At 54.4% G+C, this 21,446-nt stretch carries 22 protein-coding genes; 19 read left to right on the top strand and 3 right to left on the bottom strand.

Annotation, left to right across the window (positions count from 1 at the left end; genetic code table 11):
• Positions 1 to 28: 28 nt before the first annotated feature.
• Complete coding sequence (locus tag AC3Y2E_RS21075) at positions 29 to 985, bottom strand: DUF4838 domain-containing protein (protein WP_379213822.1); 957 nt, start codon at positions 983 to 985, stop codon at positions 29 to 31.
• Positions 986 to 1,132: 147 nt separating this feature from the next.
• Here AC3Y2E_RS21075 and AC3Y2E_RS21070 point away from each other — a divergent pair, with 147 nt between their 5' ends.
• The 3 genes from AC3Y2E_RS21070 (at position 1,133) to AC3Y2E_RS21060 (ending at position 5,083) form a co-directional block, all read left to right on the top strand.
• Positions 1,133 to 2,023, top strand: a complete 891-nt coding sequence (locus AC3Y2E_RS21070) for a helix-turn-helix domain-containing protein (RefSeq protein WP_379213820.1) — start codon at positions 1,133 to 1,135, stop codon at positions 2,021 to 2,023.
• A 12-nt stretch (positions 2,024 to 2,035) separates the two neighbouring features.
• Positions 2,036 to 2,746, top strand: coding sequence for an AAA family ATPase (locus AC3Y2E_RS21065; protein ID WP_379213818.1), 711 nt, complete (start codon positions 2,036 to 2,038; stop codon positions 2,744 to 2,746).
• Positions 2,747 to 2,809: 63 nt separating this feature from the next.
• Complete coding sequence (locus tag AC3Y2E_RS21060; RefSeq protein WP_379213816.1) at positions 2,810 to 5,083, top strand: ATP-dependent helicase; 2,274 nt, start codon at positions 2,810 to 2,812, stop codon at positions 5,081 to 5,083.
• A 61-nt stretch (positions 5,084 to 5,144) separates the two neighbouring features.
• Here the strand turns inward: AC3Y2E_RS21060 and AC3Y2E_RS21055 are convergent, their stop codons facing one another.
• Positions 5,145 to 6,095: a DMT family transporter gene (locus AC3Y2E_RS21055; RefSeq protein ID WP_379213814.1), complete on the bottom strand. Its 951-nt coding sequence runs from the start codon at positions 6,093 to 6,095 to the stop codon at positions 5,145 to 5,147.
• A 238-nt stretch (positions 6,096 to 6,333) separates the two neighbouring features.
• Here AC3Y2E_RS21055 and AC3Y2E_RS21050 point away from each other — a divergent pair, with 238 nt between their 5' ends.
• On the top strand, positions 6,334 to 7,122 hold the full coding sequence (locus AC3Y2E_RS21050) for a GNAT family N-acetyltransferase (protein ID WP_379213812.1): 789 nt from the start codon (positions 6,334 to 6,336) through the stop codon (positions 7,120 to 7,122).
• A gap of 279 nt (positions 7,123 to 7,401) precedes the next feature.
• A complete protein-coding gene (gene mscL / locus AC3Y2E_RS21045; RefSeq protein WP_190931795.1) occupies positions 7,402 to 7,800 on the top strand; it encodes a large conductance mechanosensitive channel protein MscL in 399 nt (132 codons plus the stop codon).
• 98 nt (positions 7,801 to 7,898) lie between these two features.
• On the opposite strand, the gene AC3Y2E_RS21040 is transcribed toward mscL, so the two are convergent.
• Positions 7,899 to 9,320, bottom strand: coding sequence for an MDR family MFS transporter (locus AC3Y2E_RS21040; RefSeq protein ID WP_379213874.1), 1,422 nt, complete (start codon positions 9,318 to 9,320; stop codon positions 7,899 to 7,901).
• Between the two features lie 151 nt (positions 9,321 to 9,471).
• Here AC3Y2E_RS21040 and AC3Y2E_RS21035 point away from each other — a divergent pair, with 151 nt between their 5' ends.
• The 14 genes from AC3Y2E_RS21035 to AC3Y2E_RS20970 all read left to right on the top strand — a co-directional run bounded on the left by AC3Y2E_RS21035 (position 9,472) and on the right by AC3Y2E_RS20970 (position 21,302).
• Complete coding sequence (locus AC3Y2E_RS21035) at positions 9,472 to 9,942, top strand: MarR family transcriptional regulator (RefSeq protein WP_379213810.1); 471 nt, start codon at positions 9,472 to 9,474, stop codon at positions 9,940 to 9,942.
• Positions 9,943 to 10,286: 344 nt separating this feature from the next.
• Positions 10,287 to 11,408 carry an MBL fold metallo-hydrolase gene (locus tag AC3Y2E_RS21030; RefSeq protein ID WP_379213872.1) on the top strand — a complete coding sequence of 374 codons (1,122 nt, stop codon included), beginning with the start codon at positions 10,287 to 10,289 and terminating at the stop codon, positions 11,406 to 11,408.
• Between the two features lie 161 nt (positions 11,409 to 11,569).
• On the top strand, positions 11,570 to 11,890 hold the full coding sequence (locus AC3Y2E_RS21025; RefSeq protein WP_379213808.1) for a rhodanese-like domain-containing protein: 321 nt from the start codon (positions 11,570 to 11,572) through the stop codon (positions 11,888 to 11,890).
• Between the two features lie 35 nt (positions 11,891 to 11,925).
• Positions 11,926 to 12,501, top strand: coding sequence for a sulfurtransferase TusA family protein (locus tag AC3Y2E_RS21020; RefSeq protein ID WP_379213806.1), 576 nt, complete (start codon positions 11,926 to 11,928; stop codon positions 12,499 to 12,501).
• Between the two features lie 46 nt (positions 12,502 to 12,547).
• Entirely contained in the window at positions 12,548 to 12,772 is a 225-nt protein-coding gene (locus tag AC3Y2E_RS21015; protein WP_190931773.1) for a sulfurtransferase TusA family protein, read from the top strand.
• 290 nt (positions 12,773 to 13,062) lie between these two features.
• Positions 13,063 to 13,320 (top strand): metal-sensitive transcriptional regulator, encoded by a 258-nt coding sequence (locus AC3Y2E_RS21010; RefSeq protein WP_379213804.1) that lies wholly within the window; start codon positions 13,063 to 13,065, stop codon positions 13,318 to 13,320.
• A gap of 14 nt (positions 13,321 to 13,334) precedes the next feature.
• A complete protein-coding gene (locus tag AC3Y2E_RS21005) occupies positions 13,335 to 13,706 on the top strand; it encodes a rhodanese-like domain-containing protein (RefSeq protein ID WP_332073106.1) in 372 nt (123 codons plus the stop codon).
• Between the two features lie 276 nt (positions 13,707 to 13,982).
• Positions 13,983 to 14,249 (top strand): metal-sensitive transcriptional regulator, encoded by a 267-nt coding sequence (locus tag AC3Y2E_RS21000; RefSeq protein ID WP_190931776.1) that lies wholly within the window; start codon positions 13,983 to 13,985, stop codon positions 14,247 to 14,249.
• Positions 14,250 to 14,357: 108 nt separating this feature from the next.
• Positions 14,358 to 14,678 (top strand): cupin domain-containing protein, encoded by a 321-nt coding sequence (locus tag AC3Y2E_RS20995; protein ID WP_379213801.1) that lies wholly within the window; start codon positions 14,358 to 14,360, stop codon positions 14,676 to 14,678.
• A gap of 228 nt (positions 14,679 to 14,906) precedes the next feature.
• Positions 14,907 to 15,833 (top strand): AraC family transcriptional regulator, encoded by a 927-nt coding sequence (locus tag AC3Y2E_RS20990; protein ID WP_379213799.1) that lies wholly within the window; start codon positions 14,907 to 14,909, stop codon positions 15,831 to 15,833.
• A gap of 131 nt (positions 15,834 to 15,964) precedes the next feature.
• Positions 15,965 to 16,945: a Gfo/Idh/MocA family protein gene (locus tag AC3Y2E_RS20985; protein ID WP_379213797.1), complete on the top strand. Its 981-nt coding sequence runs from the start codon at positions 15,965 to 15,967 to the stop codon at positions 16,943 to 16,945.
• 171 nt (positions 16,946 to 17,116) lie between these two features.
• Positions 17,117 to 17,983, top strand: a complete 867-nt coding sequence (locus tag AC3Y2E_RS20980; RefSeq protein WP_379213794.1) for a decaprenyl-phosphate phosphoribosyltransferase — start codon at positions 17,117 to 17,119, stop codon at positions 17,981 to 17,983.
• Between the two features lie 54 nt (positions 17,984 to 18,037).
• Entirely contained in the window at positions 18,038 to 19,900 is a 1,863-nt protein-coding gene (locus tag AC3Y2E_RS20975; protein WP_379213792.1) for a glycosyltransferase family 39 protein, read from the top strand.
• 454 nt (positions 19,901 to 20,354) lie between these two features.
• The gene (locus AC3Y2E_RS20970) at positions 20,355 to 21,302 is read left to right on the top strand and encodes an EcsC family protein (RefSeq protein WP_379213790.1); all 948 of its coding nucleotides are present in this window, start codon (positions 20,355 to 20,357) and stop codon (positions 21,300 to 21,302) included.
• Positions 21,303 to 21,446 lie beyond the last annotated feature (144 nt).

Genomic DNA, 21,446 nt, shown 5'->3' with positions numbered 1-21,446 from the left:
TTTTTGGATATTTACATCCCTTTCGTTCTCACTCCAGCAGCCGCCCGTAAGCTTCAACCGGCGGAATGCCATGTCTCTGAAAATACGATTCATCGAGGAACACGCCGAAGCTCGTGATGGAACGAATGCCTTGTGATCTGTAATAGGCGATGTCTCTGGCGGCGGCCGCTTCGTCGAACCGCAGTTTGCTTGCCGGCTTCCGCCATCTGGACTGAAGCGAGACGTCCAGCCAATATTCCAGCACCTGCGCTTCCTCCGTACCGAAAATAGACAAATGGCGGGCAAGCGCCTGTTGGAATAACTCGTCGCCAGCCGCTCCCTGGGCTCCGGAGTCATTCATCCGATGTATGCCGGGACCTGCAATTTCGAGGAAAACTCCCTCATACGGCCGGACTTTCCCCGGAGGCGATTCCAGTGTGGCCATGTAGGCGAGGTACGAGAGCTTGGCGTGGCGATCCACGGTCCGTATGGCTTCCAGTATCGCATTCATGACCAGCAGATTTTGGTCGCCGTCCGAATACGTCCGGCAGTTCTCGCAGCGGCACCATGGCTTGTTGTCGTCCTGCCACATGTAGTACCGGCCGGTCGTAGGCTTTAGTTTCCGGGCGAGCCGGATCGCCTGGTCCCTGACTATTTCGAGCGCTTCTTCGCTTGACGGGCAAAAGTTGTCGTGCGGCGTTCTAACGCCGTTCTCGTCCATCCGAAACCAATGAGGATGCCTTCCATAGTACTCGCTTGGCAGCAGCCAGCACATGGCGTGCAGCTCGAATTCCAGCCCAATGTTCAGATCGTCTAACCGGTTAGCGAGCCTGAAACCTTCTGCGGATTCAAAAAAACGGATCATCGCATCGATTTTAGAGCGAATCTCCGGTTCGGGGCTCCAATTATGCAGTCCGAGCACGTTCAGATTCGCCTGATGCAGAAGGCCAGGCCACTCGTCGTGCAGGTCGTCCAAATCGAGTACGATCCCTCTTCTTTCGATCATTCGCCAGATCCCTCCTAAGGCGGTTTTCTGTCTCCATTATAGAGAGAGGACCCCTTTATCACATTCCATCCGTCCGGCAACCTATCTCATTTTTTTGGTATAATGGGAACACCAACAGACGACGTAACCGGGAGGGAAGGTATGCCCGTGAATCCGATATATTTGACGGATTATCCGAACATGAACAGTTCGTTTCCGTTCAGTCTCAAAATCGAGAAGGTCGAGTCGGTCGTTCCGCATCGTCATGATTTTCTGGAGCTTATCCTGGTCCTGGAAGGCCGCGGCACCGAAACGATCAACGGACTTCAGCATCCGATGGAGCCGGGTACGCTGATCTTCCTGCTTCCGTATCAGTTTCATTCGATCCGGAGCGATCCCGGGGCGTGTCTGCATTTGTATATATGTAATTTTGATCTTGAACTGCTGTTCGATTCCAGGGAAGGAGATCAGGGACTGGCCGGAATCGTGCTCGACGACTCCGACCGGCTCCCGCCGTATATCCAACTGAATGAACGGGAGATGGCGCAGGCAACAGGCCTATTCGACGATATGAGGCGGGAGGCGGCCGGGGACGAACGGATGCGCAGCATCCTGATCAAGTCCAAGCTGTTTGAGACGCTGGTATGGTTTGAACGGTGGAGATCCAGTCGGCATGTGGACGGTTCGGAGACCGCCGGCGAGGGCAGGCAGGAATCCGCGTCCGCAAAGGCCGGCTTCTGGCAAATGATCCGCTACGTTCACCGGCATTACCGGGAAGAGCTGACGCTGGATCGTCTGGCGGGGCAGTTCCACTATAACGCCTCCCATTTAAGCGAATGCTTCAAGATGCGGACCGGTCAAAATTTCGTTCCGTTTTTGCATGGACTGCGGATTCGTCACGCTTGCGGACTTCTCGCTTCGACCGAGCTGCAGGTATCGCGAATTGCTTATGAGGTAGGCTTCGGGTCGTTTCAGACGTTTTCCCGTTCTTTTCTGAAATGGAAAGGGATGTCGCCGACCGACTACCGCAAACAATCCCATGTCCATTCGGTCAGGTAGGAGCTGAACTAGATGTTTCTGCGAAGTCTTGAAGTGTTGAGAAACGCGCAAACCGATCCGGGCCAATACCCGTTCTCGATCCCGGCCGTGCATGCGCTGGAGCGGCTATCGTTCCAATCGAACGTTACGTTTTTCGTAGGGGAGAACGGGTCGGGGAAGTCGACGATTCTCGAAGCGATAGCCTATCAATGCGGGTTCCATACGGCTGGCGGCGGCAAAAATAATCGATACGAGGTAGACGCTTCCCAATCCGCGCTGGGCGACCATATCCGGCTTTCCTGGATGCCGAAAATAACGAACGGCTTTTTTCTGCGGGCGGAGACGTTTTATCAGTTTGCCTCTCATCTGGATACGATGCCCGAAAGCTTGAGATATTACGGCGGTCGCTCCTTGCACAAGCAGTCGCACGGGGAAGCGTTCCTCTCTCTCTTCCAGCATCGCTTCGGCAAGAAGGCGATTTATTTGCTGGACGAACCGGAGGCGGCGTTGTCGCCGGCCCGGCAGCTGGCGCTTATGCGCATCATGAAGGATCTGGAGAACGAAGCCCAGTTTATTATCGCCACCCATTCTCCGGTGCTGCTCGGATACCCGGATGCGCAAATTTTGAATTTTGACGTTTTGCCGGTCTCGGAGATCCGGTATGAAGATACGCTGCATTACATTGTCACGAGGCGTTTTCTCGAGAACCGCGCCAGAGTGCTGGATGAATTATTCAATGATTGAACTGTTATAATGATAGTATCGGAATGAAACGGTAGTTGGTAGAGTGGAAAGGGTAGTCGAACTATGAGTGCAGGGAATGCTTTTTTGGCCCGCAAGCAGCGGGAACTGGGCGTTGCCTTGAATGAAGTGCAGCAAAAGGCGGTTCTGCAGACGGAAGGCCCTCTGCTGCTGCTGGCATCGCCCGGATCGGGGAAAACGACGACGATTATTATGCGGATCGGCCATTTGATCGAAGAGAAAGGAGTAGCCCCTTCCAGAATTAAGGCGGTCACGTTCAGCCGGGCATCGGCAAGCGATATGAAGGAGCGGTTCAAACGGTTTTTCCCGGACCTCCCACCGGTCGACTTCTCGACGATTCATAGCCTTGCTTTTGAAGTGATGCGTATCTACTTGCACCGAAAAGGACTCCCGTTCCAGATCATAGAAGGCGACGTCGATCCGGAGGAGCAAGAGCCAGATCAGGGAGACCCCGGCGCAGAACATTTGCCGCTGCACAAGAAGATCATTTTACGGAGATTGTTCCAGACGATCAACGGGGAGAACATCACCGACGACCAGATGGACGAGCTGACGACCTATATCAGCTATATCAAAAACAAGATGATCCCCGAAGAACGGTGGAACGCCGTGAAGACCGACGTCAAGCAAGCCGAGCGTATTCTGCGCGAATACGAGGCGTTCAAACGTTCGGGCCGCCCGAAGCTGCTGGTCGATTACGACGACATGCTCACGATCGCTAACGAAGCGCTGGAGCGGGAGAAGGGGCTGCTTCGCAGCTATCAGCAGAAGTACGATTACGTGCTGACGGACGAAAGCCAGGATACGTCGGTCGTGCAGCATGCGATCATCGAGAAGCTGGTGAAGGGGCACGGCAACTTATGCGTGGTGGCCGACGACGACCAGTCGATCTACAGCTGGAGAGGGGCGGAGCCCTCGTATTTGCTTCAATTCAAGCGCGTATACCCGAAGGCGGTTACGCTGTTGATGGAGCAAAATTACCGGTCGACCAAAGATATCGTAAGCGTGGCGAACCAGTTCATCAAGCGCAACAAAGACCGGTACAATAAAAACATGTTTACCCGAAACCCGGCCGGGAAGCCGATCCGGGTCCGGAGCTTGGCGCATTTTGCCGACCAGGCCAAGTATCTGGTGCGGGAGATTCAGAAGGTGGACAACTTGACGGAAGTGGCGGTGCTGTACCGCAACAATTCGTCCTCGATCCCGCTGATGAACGAGTTTGACCGGGCCGGTATTCCGTTTTATATGAAGGATGCGGACAACCGGTTTTTCTCGCATTGGGTCGTTGAAGATATTTTGAATTTCATGAGGATGACTTATACCGACAGGCGTCCCGATCTTCTGGAGAAAATCTACACGAAGTTTAACGGATATGTCACGAAGCAGCAGATGGCGGCCGTCAAAGCGTTCCACACCAACGAATCGGTATTCGATACGCTGCTTGATCGGGTGCAGTTAAATGAGTACCAGATCAAACCTTTGAAGGCAAGCCAAGAGACGTTTCGGCAAATGCGGGGGATGCCGCCGCGTCCGGCAATCCAAGTCATCCGGGAACGGCTCGGGTACGAGAAAGCGCTGGAGAAGATGTGTGAGCGTCTCGGATTTCGCAAGGAATATTTGCTGGGCATTCTGAACACGCTGGAGGAAATCGCCGATACGCTGCAAACGATGGAGGAATTCGCAAGCCGGCTCAAGTATTTGGAGTCGGTGCTGAAAACCGCGAAGTCGCGAAAGGGGCAAAATGCGGTCACCTTCTCGACCTTCCATAGTGCGAAGGGGCTGGAGTTCGAGCAGGTATATATGATCGATCTGGTGGAGGGCATTATCCCTTCGTCGGAAGATCTCAAATCCGGCTCCCCTGAGAGAGGCGCCTCTCTGATGGAGGAGGCCACCCGGCTGTTTTATGTCGGGATGACCCGGGCGAAGCAGCATCTCGAGCTTCTTACGTATAAGGAACGGGATACGGAGAAAACGACGGCGTCGCGTTTCGTCACTGCGGTCATGACCATCCTGAATCCTCCAAAGCCGCCTGCAACGTTCGAAAGGAAACCGGCAGCTGCGTCTTCTGGCAGAGGGCAGAAGCAGTCGGCCGGGCAAATGGGTGAACGATGGAATCCGGCGGTTCCGGAAGCTTTTAATCCGAACGCCATCACGAACCAAAAGGAGCTGGCCCCCGGTCTGGAAGTGAAGCATCGGGTGTTCGGGCGCGGTACGATTGTCATGGTGAATCGGGAGCGGGTTCATATCCGGTTCGAAAAAACCGAGAAGGCGCTCTCCATCGCAACTTGTCTGGAAAAACGGCTGCTGGAGCCGGTATAAAACGGATCGGAAGAGGGGGCGGATGCCTCCTCTTCTTTTTCCCCTTGGGGGCCTCGGGATGTCAGGAGTTGGACGGACGTTTTTCCTCCCGCTCCCGCTCCCGCTCCCGTTTCGCCTTCGCCAAATAGTTGACGCCGATAATCCCGGCTATAATCATGCCGGCGCCGATGGCGTGATAATAATGAAACGCCTCCTGCAGGAACACGATCCCGGCCATCACCGTAATGAGGGTAGCCAAATTGCTAAACACGCTCATCTGGGACGCGGGCAGCCGCGATAAGGCGAAGTTGGACAAGTAGGACGTCAAGAGAGAGGACAGCACCCCTAAATACAGGGCCGCAACGACGAAATCGGCGTGCAGGAAAGGCTGGAAAAACTGATGGACGGTGCCCCGAATCAGATGATCGGAGAGCGCCAGTACGTTAAACGTGATAAATCCAAAAAACGACATCACATACGTTAAGGTAAATAAGGAATAACGCTGCGTCAGTCTTCTGGCCAATACGTTGTACAGCGAGGCGACGACGGCCGACAGGACGAGCAGTCCGCTTCCGAGTATGCTGCCGCTTGTGCCGGTTCCCGCACTGTTCATATACAAAATGTAAATGACGCCGAGAACGGACAGGCCGATCGCGATTTTTTGCCTCGGTGTGGAAGTCTCCTTTAATACAAGTCCCGCGAATACGAGAGTGAAAATCGGGACGGTCGCTAAAATAATACCGGCCTCCGAAGAGGAGCTGTACAGCAAGCCGAATACTTGAAACGCAAAAAAGAGGACTGGATATAAAACCGCTAAAGGAGCGATCGTCCGCAAATCTGATTTCGTCACCCGTACGGATTGCTTCGTCGCGAGAAACCAGACGGTGGCTGCCAGCCATGCGATCGAGAACCGGTGTGCCAGCGTATCGAGCGGTGAGGCGACGGTGAGCGTTTGTTTGACAAACAGGAAAGACAAGCCGATGATCATGGCGTACACGATCGCGGCGATGTAGGCATTTCGTTTCGCTGTCATGGGAAGTACCTCTTTTCGTAGTGGAGTGCGATACCCTCATTGTACCTGTTCCTATCGAACCGTTCGATATGAAAAACCGGAATCTGTACCGGTACAGATAGAGGGATAAGCGGAACGAAATGCCAAGGAGCCGGTGAGGCGCGGACTCGGATAGCGAACGACTATAAAACAGTATTGAATAAATATTCATATTTATGTATATTAATTCTTAAATTCATTAGCTGAAAGGAGTACATTCATGCATAAACAAATCGAAGAACACAAGCAAATCGAAGAACGTTCGTTGAACGCATGGCCCGCCTTGCAAACGTTTGTGTACGACGGCTGGCTGCTGAGATTCGCGGACGGATACACGAAGAGATCCAACTCGATCCAGCCTCTGTATGCCTCGGTCACGCAATCCGGTTCTATAAGCGGGAAAGTGCGGCGGTGCGAGAGTCTGTACACCAGTGCGGGGTTGGATACGATTTTCAAAATAACTCCGTTCGTTACTCCCGGCGACCTGGACCCGTTTCTGGAAGAACGCGGCTACGAGCGGGTTGATCCCACCAGCGTGAAGACGGCCCCGCTAACCGGCCTTAGGGGACCAAGCCTGCCGGAGATTCGCATCGAAGAAACGTTAAGCACGGACTGGCTGCGGACGATGGCGGCTTTTCAGCATTTGTCCGAGACGAATCAAGGCATCACGGCCCGGCTGCTGCAACCCTCTTGTTTGAAGAAAGGGTTTTTCACGCTCTACAAGGAAGGGAAGCCGGTTGCCTGCGGCCTTGGCGTGATCGAGCAGGGGGACATCGGATTGTATGATATCGTCACGGACCCGAATGAACGGAATAAAGGGTACGCGGAGCAGCTGATTCTGCACATGCTCCAATGGGCCAGGAGAGAAGGCGCTGCAAGGTGCTATCTGCTCGTGGTGCAGCAAAATCTACCCGCGGTTCGGCTATACGAGAAGCTGAACTTTCAGGAAATCTACACGTACTGGTACAGGGTGAAGAAGCGCGCGGACCTGCCGCAAGTATCCGATTGAGATTGCGATCACTGTCAATAAACCCGGCGGCGGCATGTTCATCACGGAGTTCGCCTGGGCCGCGGAAGGCAGGGCTGACAAGACCGGAGGCATGCAAACGTAGTTATTTTCGGGTATACATAATCGTCTGTTTTTATGGTATGCTTCACGATATAGCGGATTATTCGCAAAAAAACGCATCGCAGCGGGGGGAGCCGGACAAGCACGGTCTTTAGCCGGAACGTACCTCCCGAAGCGGTGCAAGCGAGATTAGAAGCGGAGGCATGTGGCGTGCGGGCAATGATGAAGGAATTTAAACAGTTCGCTCTCAAAGGGAATATTATGGAGCTGGCGATCGGGGTCATTATCGGGGGAGCGTTCGGCAAAATTGTGGCCTCTCTCGTTAACGATCTGTTGATGCCGTTGCTCGGACTGTTGCTCGGGGGGCTTGATGTATCGGCGCTCCATTTCAAGTTTGGCGGAGCGGAATTGAAGTATGGCGCGTTTCTGCAGACGGTCATCGATTTCGTAATCGTAGCGTTCTCGATCTTTATGTTCATCAAAGGACTCAGCTTGCTCAAGCGCAAGGAAGAGGAGAAGCCGGCTGCGCCGCCGGCGCCGTCCAAGGAGGAGCAACTGCTCGCCGAGATCCGGGACTTGCTTAAAGAGCAGCGTCAGGACCCGGGCAATCGCTCTTGAATCAGGTTCGACGAGCAAGCTAAGCGTCAGGCGAACGTTAAAAAGAGGTCTTCCGCACCGAATGCGGGAAGACCTCTTTTTGTTGCGGCCGCAGGCTGTTACTGCTTCGGCGCTTGAGTACGCTTCGTGAACAAAGCCAGGATCAGCGCGACGACGGCGAAGCCGAAGCCGATCATGAAGGCGTTGTGGACGCCGGCCACCATCGCTTCCGCCGCCTGTGCGGGAGAGGTCGGATCGGCCGACTGCTCCAGGAAGCGCCGTTGCCCCGAAGACATGACGCTGATGAAAAATGCGACGCCGATCGCGCCGGCGACTTGCTGGAGCGTATTCAGAATCGCCGTGCCATGCGGATAATAACGAGGCGGCAGCTGGTTGAGGCCGTTCGTCTGGGCCGGCATCATAATCATCGAGATGGCGACCATCATGCAGATGTGCAGGATCAGGAACGTCGTCTTGGACGTTTCCACCGACACTTGGGTGAAGAACCACATAATCACGACCAGGAAAGCCGTTCCGGGAATAACTAACGCCCGCGGCCCGAACTTATCGAACAGTTTGCCTGTGAGCGGCGAGATTAATCCGTTCAGCAAGCTGCCCGGCAGCATGAGCAGGCCCGAAGCGAATACGGTGAGACCTAAAGCGCCCTGGAACAGGAATGGCAGCAAAGACATCGTCGAGAACAAGGTCATCATCATGATGATCAGCAGAACGGTGGTCAGGGAGAACATCGGGAACTGGAACGCCCGAAGATCCATAAGCGGCTCCCGCACCCGCAACTGACGGAATACGAACAGCAGCAGAGCGACCGCGCCCACCAGAACGGTGCCGTACACTTGCGGGCTCGACCAGCCGCCGTGTCCTTCGCCGGAGCTGCTGAACCCGTATACGATGCCGCCGAAGCCGAGCGTAGACAGGACGATGGATAGGACGTCCACCTTCGGTTTCGTAGGCGTCGATACGTTTTTCAAGTAAATAAATGCGAACACGATCGAAAATACGGCGAAGGGCAGTACGAGATAAAACAGCCAGCGCCATTGTAGCGACTCCAGAATAAGTCCGGATAAGGTCGGGCCGATAGCAGGGGCGAACATAATGACCAGCCCGATGCTTCCCATAGCGGCTCCCCGCTTCTCCGGAGGGTACAGCACGAGGATAGTGTTCATCAGCACCGGCAGCATCAGTCCGGTTCCGCCCGCTTGCAGCAGACGGCCGACCAGCAAAAACGAGAACCCGGGCGCGATCCCGCATACAAGCGTACCGATTGCGAACAAGGTCATAGCACCGAGGAACATTTGCCGAGTCGTAAACCATTGCACGAGCAGGGCAGAGGCGGGCACGAGCACTCCGACCACTAGCATGTAGCCGGTGGCCAGCCATTGCAGTGTCGACGGCGACACATTCAGCTCGATCACCAGCTGCGGGAAGGCGATGTTCAGCAATGTTTCATTTAAAATCGAGAAAAATGCCCCGATAATAAGCGAAATCAAGATAGGAAGCCTCTTGACGTTCCCCAGATCCACGGGAGCCGCAGGGCTTGAAGCAGCAGTGGAATTCAATTTCTCTTCTCCTCCTTTATCTATATACGTGGTAATTATAAAATAATAACTAATTCCGTTCAATCGAAAAGTGGGCACCGTTATGGTAAACTATAATTATAAGGAAGGTGCGGTCATGAGAGAAAGAGAGTTGCTGCTTGAGCATTTTGTAGAAAACTTCATGTTGCTGATGCCGTTGCTGAAAAGGAAAATTTTCGATCCGCTTCCGAAATGCGATATGCCCCAGATCCAGTTATCCGGTTCCAGCGTCCATATTATTGTGCTGCTGCGCGAAGTCCGGCGTTCCATCGTATCCGAGCTGTCGGAGAAGCTGAACATTTCGAGGCCGAATATGACCCCTCTTCTGGATCGGCTGGAGAAGCAAGGCTTGATTACCCGGCTTCCATGCTTGAACGACCGCCGTTCCGTATACGTGGAAATAACCGAGGCCGGAGATCAAGTGTGTGCCGAATACCACCGGATCATCTCCGACCGGATCAAGAGCATGCTGAATTTGCTGGATGAAAACGAGCTTATGGAGCTTAATGAGCATATGAGCAGGATGAAATCGATATTAATTCAGGCTGGCGACCGGACGGGCAGCTAATATTTCAGCCGGCAATAAAAGAGCGGGCAGCCGTTTCGTTTGGAATCGTTTATATAGGTATAGGGAACCGGGTTGCCGTCTTGATATCCAAAAACGGCAATGCCGGTTCTTTGTATTCCCCTCTAGTTTTCATAACGAAGCGGCCGCACATGCAAGAAACTGTTGGAAGCTTCCCGCAAGGTTGACATCCCGATTCGAAATGATTATTATATACATATACCTGTAAGGGTATATATTTTTACTCTTATTAATACCCCTGTGGGTATGTAATGATCAATATGACCTTTAAAACTAGATGCATTCAGGGAGGGATATAAGAGTTGACAACATCATCCTTAACTGCGATGACAGCACAGCAGTTGACGAAGAAGATTTTAGATCGGGAAGAGCTGATGATCCTCGATGTCCGCAATACTTCCGACTATGAGAACTGGCGGATCGAAGGCGGGCGGGTCGAAGTTTTCCACATCCCTTATTTCGATCTGCTGGACAGCATCGAGCCGGCGCTTGAGCTTATTCCGCCGGGAAAAGAGCTTTTGGTCGTATGCGCCAAGGAAGGCTCTTCGATCTATGTAGCCAAGCAGCTTATCGAAGCGGGGAGGACCGGCCTTGCGTATTTACAAGGCGGGATGAAAGCCTGGAGCGAGTATTTGGAGCCGGTGAAGGCAGGGGATCTGAAGGACGGGGGCGAGCTGATTCAATTCGTGCGGATCGGGAAAGGCTGTCTTTCGTACATGGTCATCTCGGGTGGGGAGGCGGCTGTCATCGACGCCGTGCGAATGACCGATGTGTTCGAGCGGTATGCGAGGGAAAAAGGGGTTGTCATCAAGCATACGATCGACACGCATCTCCACGCGGATCATATATCCGGAGGGCGAAAGCTTGCGATTAACGCTCAGGCCGCCTACTGGCTTCCCCCGAAAGATGCGACGGAAGTAACGTTCGATTACGTTCCGCTCGAAGAAGGAAGTTCGATTACGGTGGGGAGCACGGAAATTGCGATCCAGCCGATTTATTCGCCGGGACATACGATCGGCAGCACGTCGCTACTTGTAGACGGGAAGTATTTGTTAAGCGGTGATATCCTGTTTGTCGAATCTATAGGCCGTCCCGATCTCGCTGGCAAAGCGGAGGACTGGGTGGGGGATCTGCGGACCTCGCTGTATACGACTTACCGGGCGCTTCCGGAGGAGCTTATCGTGCTTCCGGCTCACTTCGGCAAAATGACGGAGCTTGGAGAGAATGGAGTCGTTTCGGCCCGTTTGGGCGATTTATACCGCTCCAACCCCGGTCTGGACGTACAGGACGACGAGCTGTTCCGCGCGGCGGTTACGAAGCATTTGCCGCCGCAGCCGAACGCGTATCAGGAAATCCGGCAGACGAATATGGGGAGGCTGACTCCTGGCGAGGAAGAGCAGCAGAACATGGAGCTGGGACCGAACCGGTGCGCCGTTCACGATAAATAACCTGGTCGTTTCCTAATGTCCAGGCATGTATGGCGGAGGGACGGGGAAGTTTAATCAGCAAGAGGCACCCGCAGCTTTAGATGAATGACGTTACCGCTGCTTCCAAAGAGGAATGGAATGCGGGCGTGAACCTTATAACTTGAAGGAGAAGTGATTCTACTATGGCAGGGCAATATTCGAAAGATATTCTTCCACACGAAGTCAGAGAGAAGCTGGAGCGAGGAGAGAGCGTCCCCATCGTCGACGTGCGCGAGCAAGAGGAATGGGAATCCGGGCATATTCCGGGGGCGAGGCACATCCCGCTGGGGACTTTGAACGAAAAACATCAAGAGCTCGACACCAAGCAGGAGACGATCATCGTATGCCGCAGCGGCAACCGCAGCGGGTTGGCTTGCGAATTTTTGGAGTCGATCGGGTACAACGTGGTTAATATGCAGGGCGGCATGATGAGCTGGGACGGGAAAGTCGAATACGGAAAGTAAGGCGGAACTAACAAACGAGGGGAGGCTGCTTAGTTATGGCCGTAGACATTCATTCGAACCGCGTGCTGGCATGCGAAGGTCTGGCCTGTCCGATGCCGGTCGTGAAAACCAAAAAAGCAATGGAAGAGATGCAAGCCGGCGAAGTGCTTGAGGTGCGGGCTACCGACAAAGGATCTGTAGCGGATTTGCAAAGCTGGGCGGGTCGTACGGGCCACCAATACGTCGGCATGAAGGAAGATCAGGGGGTATACCGGCATTTCATCCGGAAGTCGAACGAAAAGGAGACGAAGCCGGAGGTCAAATATCCCCGTGTAATCAGCAGCGAACAGCTGCTGGAGAAGCTGGTATCCGGCGACAACGTGCAGGTGCTGGACGTTCGCGAGCCCGCGGAATACGCCTTTGGACGCATCCCGGGAGCGATCTCCCTGCCGGTCGGCGAGCTGGAGCGGCGTCTCGATCAACTGAATCCGAATCAGGAGTATTACATCGTCTGCAGAACCGGCAACCGGAGCGATGCGGCATGCCAGACGCTAACGGAGCGGGGATTCGCGAACGTATACAATGTCGTGCCGGGCATGTCGGGGTGGCAGGGTTCTACGGAGCGAGATTAATCTCCATTAGCGCGAAAATACTAGTAAGGGAGGGGAGGGATACATCATGGCGGATATCGTAGTTGATGCAAAAGGATTGGCTTGTCCGATGCCGATTGTCAGAGCGAAGAAAGCGATCGACTCGCTTCAGCCGGGTCAGCTGATGCAGCTGGAAACGACGGACAAAGGTTCCATGAACGACTTTCAGGCTTGGGTAAGCCAAACGAAAAACGAAATGGTCGAAGCGAAGGAAAATAACGGAGTGTTTACGTTTCTCGTAAGAAAAGGATAACCGAACGGGACGGGAGGGAGGAATGCAAAGCGTTCCTCCCTGGTCCCCCTGTAAAGGAGAGGGGCGATCCGGTTGGCATACGGGTTTGGCGGAATTGTAATCGTCGTAGTTGGCTTATTATTTTGGAGATTACGGCCGGTTCCCGGTCTTACTATATAGAGTTATCCGATATGCAATCTTTACCGATTATGGGCCGACGAATGAAGCTGGTGGATATCGGGAAGCCGCCGAGTATTACGAACCGCATGTCCAGGACACCGTTAACATATATGTAGTAGGAGGGGGACGAGATGTATGACGATGCGATCAAGAAACGGCTGCGTCGTGTAGAAGGACAAGTCCGCGGCGTGCTGAGTATGATCGGAGAGCAGAAGGATTGCAAGGATGTGGTCAGCCAGCTGTCGGCCGTACGCAGTGCGGTCGATAAATCGATAGCTTTTATCGTAGCGACAAATCTGGAGCGATGCATCGTTGAAGAGAAGGAAGCCGGCAACGATACGGACAGACTCGTCCGGGAAGCCGTTGATTTGCTAATCAAAAGCAGGTAAGGAGCTGATCCGGGATGGATAAGATCGGATATGTGATCATCATTGCTCTGGCGGTATGGTTTGTATATAAGCAATTTGCCCCAGTGAAGGGGCTGAAGAATATGAATGCTCAGCAGTTTCGCCAAGCGGCCAAAGGCTCGAAAGTGATCGATGTGAGAGAGCCGCACGAATATAAACAGGGCCATCTGCCGGGTGCGGTCAACATTCCGCTCGGCCGGCTCGGGCGCAGCTTCGCGGATATTCCGAAGGAGACGCCCGTTTTTTTATATTGCCGGAGCGGGATGCGAAGCAAACAAGCAGGCAAAGTGTTGGCCAAGCACGGGTATACGGACGTATCCCATCTGACAGGCGGTATATCGTCCTGGGACGGGCCGCTTGCGATGTAGGACAGTGGCAGCGCGGTGTGTGGCGCCCACAGTTGATTATGTATTCGAGCGGCAGGATGTAAACGTAACGGTTGAAGGAACGGGCCTAGCACGTCCTCAAACTGAATCTGGCGTGCTTATTCAGTTGTCCGGCCCATAAGCAGCCGTCTATCGAAGATGCCGAGATAACTACGATGCGACGAATTCCTCCTATTCCGATATAATAGATCTATAACTACTAACAGGGTGTCCGACAATGCTTGATCGGCCGGACAAACTTTGGGAGGATTGGCGCTCATGGCGATGGATTACGATGACGATATCAAGCGGCGGCTGAAGCGGGTGGAAGGACAAGTCCGCGGCATCCTGAAGATGATGGAAGAAGGAAAAGACTGCAAGGACGTGGTCAGCCAGTTGTCCGCCGTTCGCAGCGCCGTCGATAAAGCGATGGCCTACGTAGTGGCGGTTAATCTGGAGAAGTGCATCGTGGAGGAACGCGAAGCCGGCAACGATACGGGCAAGCTCGTGCAGGAAGCGGTGGAGCTGCTGATCAAGAGCAGGTAAGCTTTTGTGGGCCGGGCATCGCGCACCGAAATAAGTTCAAACAAGCGTCGAATCGTATGGTACGATTGGAGAAAGTGCGAACCTTTGGACAGAGGAGGCTTTTCAATAATGAGTCCGATCGGAGAATGGGAACCGGCGGAGCCCGGCGTTAAGCGCAAAATATTCGAGCCCGGCCAAGGGCTGATGATGATGGAAGTGCATTTCGAGGAAGGGGCTGAAGGCTATGTGCACAGTCATCCTCACGAGCAGATGTCTTATTGTTTGAAAGGAACGATCGAATTTACGATCGACGGGCAAAAAACGGTCATTCGCGCCGGCGATACGATTATTATCCCCGGAGGGGCGAAGCACGGAGTCAAAGCGCTGGAGCCCAGCGCGCTGCTGGACGCCTTCACGCCGCTCAGGGACGACCTGCTGAAGCGGGGGTAGTTTGCAAGGCAGAGGCGTGACAAGCGCATATAGGGTGCAGACCGACTGCAGAAAGCCGCCATTGCGCGGCTTTTTTGCTGCCGGAGCGGCGGATCTGTCGCGATTTCGCGGATATTCCGTCAGGGGGCGCTGTGTTATAATCGGGTTGACTGACGAGTGATTTTCATCCTATATCCTATCGGTTTATAAGAGGAACGGGAATCATATGCCTTGAAGGGAGCGGCGAACATGTCCGGTTCTTTGTCGACGAACATTTCGAGCAAGCCCGGTTTCAAGCGCTTTCATTATGATTATGTCTATGCTCCGGAGTTGAAGCGGTACGGTCCCATCCATTTGTATCAGCTCGGAGACTTGAGCTGCGACTCCGGATTTGCGCTGCATCCGCACAAGCAGTCGTGCTACGAGATCTCTTACGTCGTATCGGGCGCAGGCTGGTTTTCCGTCAACGGAAAAAGATACGAGATGCAGGCGGGCGATTTGTTTCTGTGCCGGCCCGGCGACATTCACGAGGGCGGCGTGGATGGGCGCGACCCGTTCCGTTATTATTATTTCGGCTTCCGGTTTGACGAGGGGGCGGGAGCCGACGATCCGCTGCTGCCGATCCGCCGGGCGATGGATGAGCATGCCGGGCCGCTGCGGTGCAAGGACCGGCTGGACGTTACGGTGCCATTCGTCCATGCGCTGAAGGAACTGAATGGCGAAGCCCAATACTCGCAATCGATGACCGGCATGTATTTGGAGCAGCTCCTCGTGCTGACGTACCGGAACTATTTCTCCGATTGGCAGGCCGACTATCCGGGGGAATCCCGCGAACGCTCCGCACAGCGGGCTGTCTATTCGGCGGTCGCTTATATTGACGACCGGCTGTTGTCGATCAAGGATTTGAAGGAAGTGTCCGACGCGCTCGGCTACAGCTTGTCTCATCTGTCGCATTTGTTCGCCAAAGTGACGGGCGACAGCCTGAGGGGATATTATGCCAAACGGAAATGGCATAAAACGGTCGGGCTGCTGGAGGAAGGCGGCCGGACGATTACGGAGATCGCTTCGATGATGCAGTACGAGTCGATCCATACGTTCAGCCGGGCTTTCAAAAAGGCGATGGGCGTCCCGCCTTCGGAATATGTGCGTTCGTGCGAGCGGCCGCAGCATAAATGAGCCGGCCGGGACGGGCAAAAAACCGGAATGGCACAATTTTTCAACCGTAAATGCCAAATACACCCGGGTGCGGCCCCCCTATACTGGAGGCAAGGAAGAAACCAGTACGACAGGATATGGGGGAATCGACAATGACAACAATCCGAATCGGCATGATCGGGACGGGCAACATCGCCCACTCGCATGCCACGCGGCTGAAAAAAGCCCAGGAAGCGGCTATCGTAGCGCTGGCTGATCCGAGCGCGGGAAGTAGAAAGGCGCTGAAGGAGAAGTTCGCGCTGGACGGAGCGGACGAATACGACGACTATTCGGAGATGCTGAAGCGCAGCGATATCGATGCGGTGATTATCTGCTCGCCGCATACGCTTCATTTCGAGCAGGCATGGGACGCGTTGTCGGCGGGCAAGCACGTGCTGCTCGAGAAGCCGATGGTGTGCACATCGAATGAAGCCGAGGAGCTGATCGCTCACGCGAAGGAAACCGGCAAGCTGCTGCAGGTGTCGTACCAGCGCCACTGTGCGCCGCACTTCATGTATATCCGTTCCGCGATCGCCGCGGGACAGATCGGGAAGCTTACCTCGATAACCGCTACCCTGTACCAGGATTGGAAAGATGCGCAGACGGGTACTTGGAGACAAAACCCGGCTTTATCCGGAGGCGGGATGCTGATGGACTCGGGTAGTCATATTATCGACGTGTTGTTATGGACGACAGGGCTGACGCCGGAATCGGTCGTTACCCAGTTGAGCTGTCAGGACTCGCCGGTCGAGATCGACACCTTCACAGCGATCCGGTTTGCCGAGGGCCCGGTGGCGGGCCTGAATATTATCGGCAAAGCGCCGAAACGGAGCTTCCTGGAAACGTATGGGTTTGTCGGCGAAGACGGAGGCATTTTCTACGACAACGGTAAAATCACGCTGCGCCGTAATGGAGAAGAGCCGGTAACACCGGAACTGCCTGCGGAGACGACCGACCCGGACCGGAACTTCGTCGCCGCCATACTGGGACGCGAGGAGCTGCTCGTACCGGGGGAGTATGCACTTAAGGTCATCCAATTGACCGAATCGATCTATCAGGCTGCCGGTTACGCGCCGTTAGTAGCCGCGGAGTAAGAAACGCAATAAGGCTGAGGAACCCGCACCGTCGTGTGCGGGTTTTTGCCGTGTTTCGAAGTTTGTCGGAATAATGAATTTTCTGCAATTGCTTGTAACCAAATGTCGATATCAACCGTCTATATTAAGTTCAACCAAAATATCCCTGCAAACGGAGTCGTTACGTTCCTCATGGTACATTCAATCATCCCGTTCATCCAATGCCTGAGACCGAAGCAATGGACCAAAAATCTGCTGGTCCTCGCCGCGTTCCTCTTCTCCCTGAACAAGATCAGCCTATCTGCCGGAGTGGACGCGTTCCTCGGATTTCTTCTGTTCTGTGCGACATCCGGTGTGGTGTACATTGTGAACGACTGGTTCGATCTGGAGAAAGACCGGGCCCATCCCGTCAAGAAATTCCGGCCGATGGCGGCAGGGCGGATACCTCCAAACGCGGCTCTAACATTCGGTCTGATTTTGCTGGGAGCCAGCTTCGCCTTCGCGCTCTCCAAAAATCTGATGTTCGGGCTGCTGCTGATCGCCTATTTCTTGATGAATGTAGCGTATTCGGCCTGGCTCAAACATGTCGTCATTCTCGATATTATGATAATTGCGGCCGGGTTCGTGATGCGCTCGGTAGGAGGCGGCCTGATTATCGGCGTCCAGTTGACCCCGTGGTTTCTCGTATGCACGATGCTGCTCGCTTTGTTTCTGGCGGTCAGCAAGCGGAGACACGAATTTATCAGCATGCCGGACAAAGCTTCCCGCCGTAAAGTGCTGAAGCTGTATTCGACGCAGCTGCTCGATCAATTGATCAGCATCGTTACGACGTCCACGATCATCAGCTATTCGTTGTTTACCTTTACATCGGGCAGCAATTACCATATGATGTGGACGATTCCGTTTGTCATGTACGGCATTTTCCGGTACCTGTACTTGATCTATATGAAGGATGAGGGCGGGAGCCCCGAAAAAATATTGCTCGAGGACAAGCCCATGCTGATCACGGTTTTGTTGTACGGGTTGTCCGTGTTTATCATTCTCCGCTATTTGCAGTAGTAACGCCGGTCTTTGGACGGGTTGTTGCTAATGATGCCATTGGAAGGTGCCCCTGTGTCTATCGGATTATTTATCGCGGCCACGCTGATCGTGGGCTTCGGCGCGTATTGGTTTATGAAAAGTCTCCATATCCAGGGGGCGGTCGGTCAGTTTGCGGCTTGGTGGGTGCTTGGCTTTGCGCAAATTATCGTTTCCTTGCTCGCGGCCGGCGTTTTTCTGGAAATGCTGGTTCCTTCCGTCGTCCTGCTGCTTAATGCGGGAATAACGGCGGTTGCGGGCATCCTCTATTACCGGATCGGAGACCGGGAGCAAGCGGTGAACCGCCTGTGGTGGAGCGCCTTGCTCCGGGAAATTCTGCATGCCCCGGCATGGCTGGCCCTGATCTTGATCACCGCTTGGACGCTCGGATGGAGCGTTTATTTGATCTATCTGCTGCCTGCGAATGACTGGGACGGCTTGTTTTATCATCTGGTGTCCCCGGCCTACTGGATGCAGGAGCGGCAGATCACGATCACTCCGTTCGCCATATGGACGAACGTATACCCGCAAAATGCGCATTTGATCTATACGTGGCTCGTGCTATTCTTGCGAGACGATATCATCGTGGATGCAGGACAGTTTCTGTTCGCCATAGCGGGAGCGGCCTCCGTCGCCGGCATCACCCGCAGTTTTGGCGCGAGCCGGTCCGGAGCTGCCGGGGCTGCGTGTCTGTTCCTCACGACGCCGATCGTGCTCGCCCAGTTAACGGCCGATTATGTCGATACGGCACTGGCCTCGATGTTTCTCGTGGCGTTCTGGTTCGTCCTCCGCTTCATCCGCAGCCGGCATAGGGGAGATCTGCTGCTGTCCGGCATTGCCGGGGGGATCGCGCTGGGGATCAAGTCGTCCGCGCTGGCTTGCGTCGGAGTAACGGGACTCATTTTGTTCATCTGGTGCGTATGGGAAGTGTTCGGGAAACGAATGAGCGTCAAGCAGGCGGCTCATCTACATCTGCTTATGGTAGTGCCGATCGTGCTGCTCGGGAGCTTCTGGTATATCCGCACTTGGCTGACCTACGGCAATCCGCTGCACCCGTTCCGCATCGACGTTCTCGGGCATCCGTTGTTCCCGGGACAAGGGACGGTTCACGATATGATCATGGTGCCGAATACGCCGCCGGAGCTGCTCGGGCTCCCGTGGTGGGAACAGATCTGGTTATCCTGGATGCAGCCCGCGCAGACGGTCGTTTACTCTCAGCATTTGGGCGGATTTGGCTTGCAGTGGCCGGTCTTTTTGTTCCCGGCTCTGGTGCTGTTCACGGTACTGGCCGCCTGGAAGCGACAGCGGGCGTTTCTGCTCCTCTGCCTCCCGCTGATCGTCATTTTTGTTACCCAGCCGGCCGCCTGGTGGTCGCGTTACACGATATCGTTCGTCGCGCTGGGCGTAGCTGCGTTCGTCCTGTTGTCGGAAAAGCTGAAGCGGTGGGCAGCCGTCCTGCTGCAAGGAGCGCTCGTGGCGGTTGTGGCCGTATCGGTTTTTTATCAGCACCAGGTATACAGCCCCGAGCTGCTGCAACAGGCCGCCAGCCTGCCGCGGGAGGAGCGGACGTTCGGACGGTTGTTTAATCCGGATTACGCGTTCATCGACCAGGTTCCGGACGGGACCCGGTTTGCGATCAAGTTTGGCGATTTCGCTTATCCGTTCTTCGGCAACCGGTTCCAACATACCGTGTACCAGTTAAGGATGCAGTCGGAGAATGAATTTTGGCAATTTCTCAAGGACAACCGGATTGACTATGTGTTTACGGTCAAGGACACGCCATACGATACGTGGGCGCAATCCCGTCCGCAGGACTGTGTACCGGAAGGAACGATGGAAAGGTACCGGTTATACCGGATCGACCGGGAGCGAATGGACGGAATAGCTTCTGCAAATTGAATAGAGTAGGTGGGAGAGGCTCTGGTGCGCAAAGAAAGGTCCGGAGCCTTTTCGGCGTTACAGTAAAGTAAGTTTAAATTCGCTGAAGTGTTCAAGCATAGAGCGGCTTTTCAGAAGTGGGCAAATTGTCGTTACTGGGGACCCGGTCCATTCAGTGGGTTCCATGGTTAACGAATCGTATCGTGCTTATGGGCGGAGAAGCGATGTTTTTCCAGACTAACGAATCCGGGCATCGTTATCGAGCCGAAAGCGGAAAAAAACGACCAGATCTGCGGGAATAACGATACAAGGGTTCGTTGCAAATTCAAACGTCTGCATGGGGCTCCGATAACGATCGCCATGTTCGTTAGCCATACCGCCGGATGATGACTCCATGACTTCAATAGCGCTTGCTCTTGTGTAAACGCCGGGAAATCAGTACGATAGAACTACCATACGGAAGGAGGAAGCGCCAATGACGACAACCTTCAATGAATATGAACAGTTCGTGCTGCAAGAGATGGCGAGAAACGCGATTTCGACCAATCCCGTTCAGGCAACGCTTGAGCTGATGGGAAAACCTGTGGCCAAGCTGATGGAGGCGGCTCATTCCTCAACGAACAAATATGTCCTAAAAGCGGTGTCCTCGATTGATGCGACGATAGAGAAGTCGCTGCGGGGAACGATTAAAATAGCTAAACGAATGACAAGCGACGATGCCGTTCGTAAAGAGTACCGCAAAAACCACCGGATCGAGATCGGCCGGATGGAAGAGATCCGGCAGCTGTCGCTCAAAGAGATGGATATTGTGGCGGATACGTTCGAGGTCAGCAACGGTTTTTTTGTAACGGCCGAGGGCGCCGTTATGGGGGCGGTGACGACTTTATCCGCAGGCGTGCTCATCCCGGCGACCGTAGCGGCCGATGTGACCGCGTCGATGACGCTGATGTCCCGGCATATATGCCAAATTGCGGCTTCGTACGGCTATACGCCCGTCGATTCGATGAATATCCCGCATGTGCTGGCAGCGATGGCCCCGGCGTCCGCATCGTCGGATGAAGGATTTTTGTCCGCCAAAGCGGCGGCGTTCGCCGAGGTTCGGGCGGCAACGGAGTTTGCCAAAGGCATGTCGGGCGAATTAACAGCCGAGCTTGCCGAGAAATCGTGCCCGAGTCTGATCAGACTCATTCAGAAGGTGGCCGAGCGGCTGGGCGTCGTGATTACCCAGAAGGAGCTTGGCATGATTGTGCCGGTGGCCGGTGCGGTCATTAACGGCGGGCTGAACCTCGCGTTCCAGCAGATGAACCACATTCATGCGAAGGACTACTTTCGTAAGTTGCATTTGGCCAACAAATACGGGGAAGACGCTGTGCATCTGGCTCTGGCCGATGAGATCCGCAGGCTGAAAAGTAAAGTCAGCTGACCGGAACGGAGCGTACCTGTTCGGCCCTGTGCCCGCTTCAAGGCAGGACGACGGTGCCGGATAAGAGTGGTTTGCAGCTTTTATTTTGTCCGAAACCCGCTTAAATGGGGAAATAAGAGCGGTTTGAAGCTGCTAATATCGGCG

The organism is Paenibacillus sp. MAH-35 (genome assembly GCF_058135425.1).
Note: the sequence above shows the minus strand (reverse complement) of the source record. Positions and strands in the feature narration are given on the sequence as shown.

Excerpts from the sequence above, each read along its gene's own strand:
- AC3Y2E_RS21075 (WP_379213822.1), bottom strand. The coding sequence starts at position 985 with ATGATCGAAAGAAGAGGGATCGTACTCGATTTGGACGACCTGCACGAC.
- AC3Y2E_RS21065 (WP_379213818.1), top strand. The coding sequence starts at position 2,036 with ATGTTTCTGCGAAGTCTTGAAGTGTTGAGAAACGCGCAAACCGATCCG.
- AC3Y2E_RS21060 (WP_379213816.1), top strand. The coding sequence starts at position 2,810 with ATGAGTGCAGGGAATGCTTTTTTGGCCCGCAAGCAGCGGGAACTGGGC.
- AC3Y2E_RS21055 (WP_379213814.1), bottom strand. The coding sequence starts at position 6,095 with ATGACAGCGAAACGAAATGCCTACATCGCCGCGATCGTGTACGCCATG.
- AC3Y2E_RS21050 (WP_379213812.1), top strand. The coding sequence starts at position 6,334 with ATGCATAAACAAATCGAAGAACACAAGCAAATCGAAGAACGTTCGTTG.
- mscL (WP_190931795.1), top strand. The coding sequence starts at position 7,402 with ATGATGAAGGAATTTAAACAGTTCGCTCTCAAAGGGAATATTATGGAG.
- AC3Y2E_RS21035 (WP_379213810.1), top strand. The coding sequence starts at position 9,472 with ATGAGAGAAAGAGAGTTGCTGCTTGAGCATTTTGTAGAAAACTTCATG.
- AC3Y2E_RS21030 (WP_379213872.1), top strand. The coding sequence starts at position 10,287 with ATGACAGCACAGCAGTTGACGAAGAAGATTTTAGATCGGGAAGAGCTG.
- AC3Y2E_RS21025 (WP_379213808.1), top strand. The coding sequence starts at position 11,570 with ATGGCAGGGCAATATTCGAAAGATATTCTTCCACACGAAGTCAGAGAG.
- AC3Y2E_RS21020 (WP_379213806.1), top strand. The coding sequence starts at position 11,926 with ATGGCCGTAGACATTCATTCGAACCGCGTGCTGGCATGCGAAGGTCTG.
- AC3Y2E_RS21015 (WP_190931773.1), top strand. The coding sequence starts at position 12,548 with ATGGCGGATATCGTAGTTGATGCAAAAGGATTGGCTTGTCCGATGCCG.
- AC3Y2E_RS21010 (WP_379213804.1), top strand. The coding sequence starts at position 13,063 with ATGTATGACGATGCGATCAAGAAACGGCTGCGTCGTGTAGAAGGACAA.
- AC3Y2E_RS21005 (WP_332073106.1), top strand. The coding sequence starts at position 13,335 with ATGGATAAGATCGGATATGTGATCATCATTGCTCTGGCGGTATGGTTT.
- AC3Y2E_RS21000 (WP_190931776.1), top strand. The coding sequence starts at position 13,983 with ATGGCGATGGATTACGATGACGATATCAAGCGGCGGCTGAAGCGGGTG.
- AC3Y2E_RS20995 (WP_379213801.1), top strand. The coding sequence starts at position 14,358 with ATGAGTCCGATCGGAGAATGGGAACCGGCGGAGCCCGGCGTTAAGCGC.
- AC3Y2E_RS20990 (WP_379213799.1), top strand. The coding sequence starts at position 14,907 with ATGTCCGGTTCTTTGTCGACGAACATTTCGAGCAAGCCCGGTTTCAAG.
- AC3Y2E_RS20985 (WP_379213797.1), top strand. The coding sequence starts at position 15,965 with ATGACAACAATCCGAATCGGCATGATCGGGACGGGCAACATCGCCCAC.
- AC3Y2E_RS20980 (WP_379213794.1), top strand. The coding sequence starts at position 17,117 with ATGGTACATTCAATCATCCCGTTCATCCAATGCCTGAGACCGAAGCAA.
- AC3Y2E_RS20970 (WP_379213790.1), top strand. The coding sequence starts at position 20,355 with ATGACGACAACCTTCAATGAATATGAACAGTTCGTGCTGCAAGAGATG.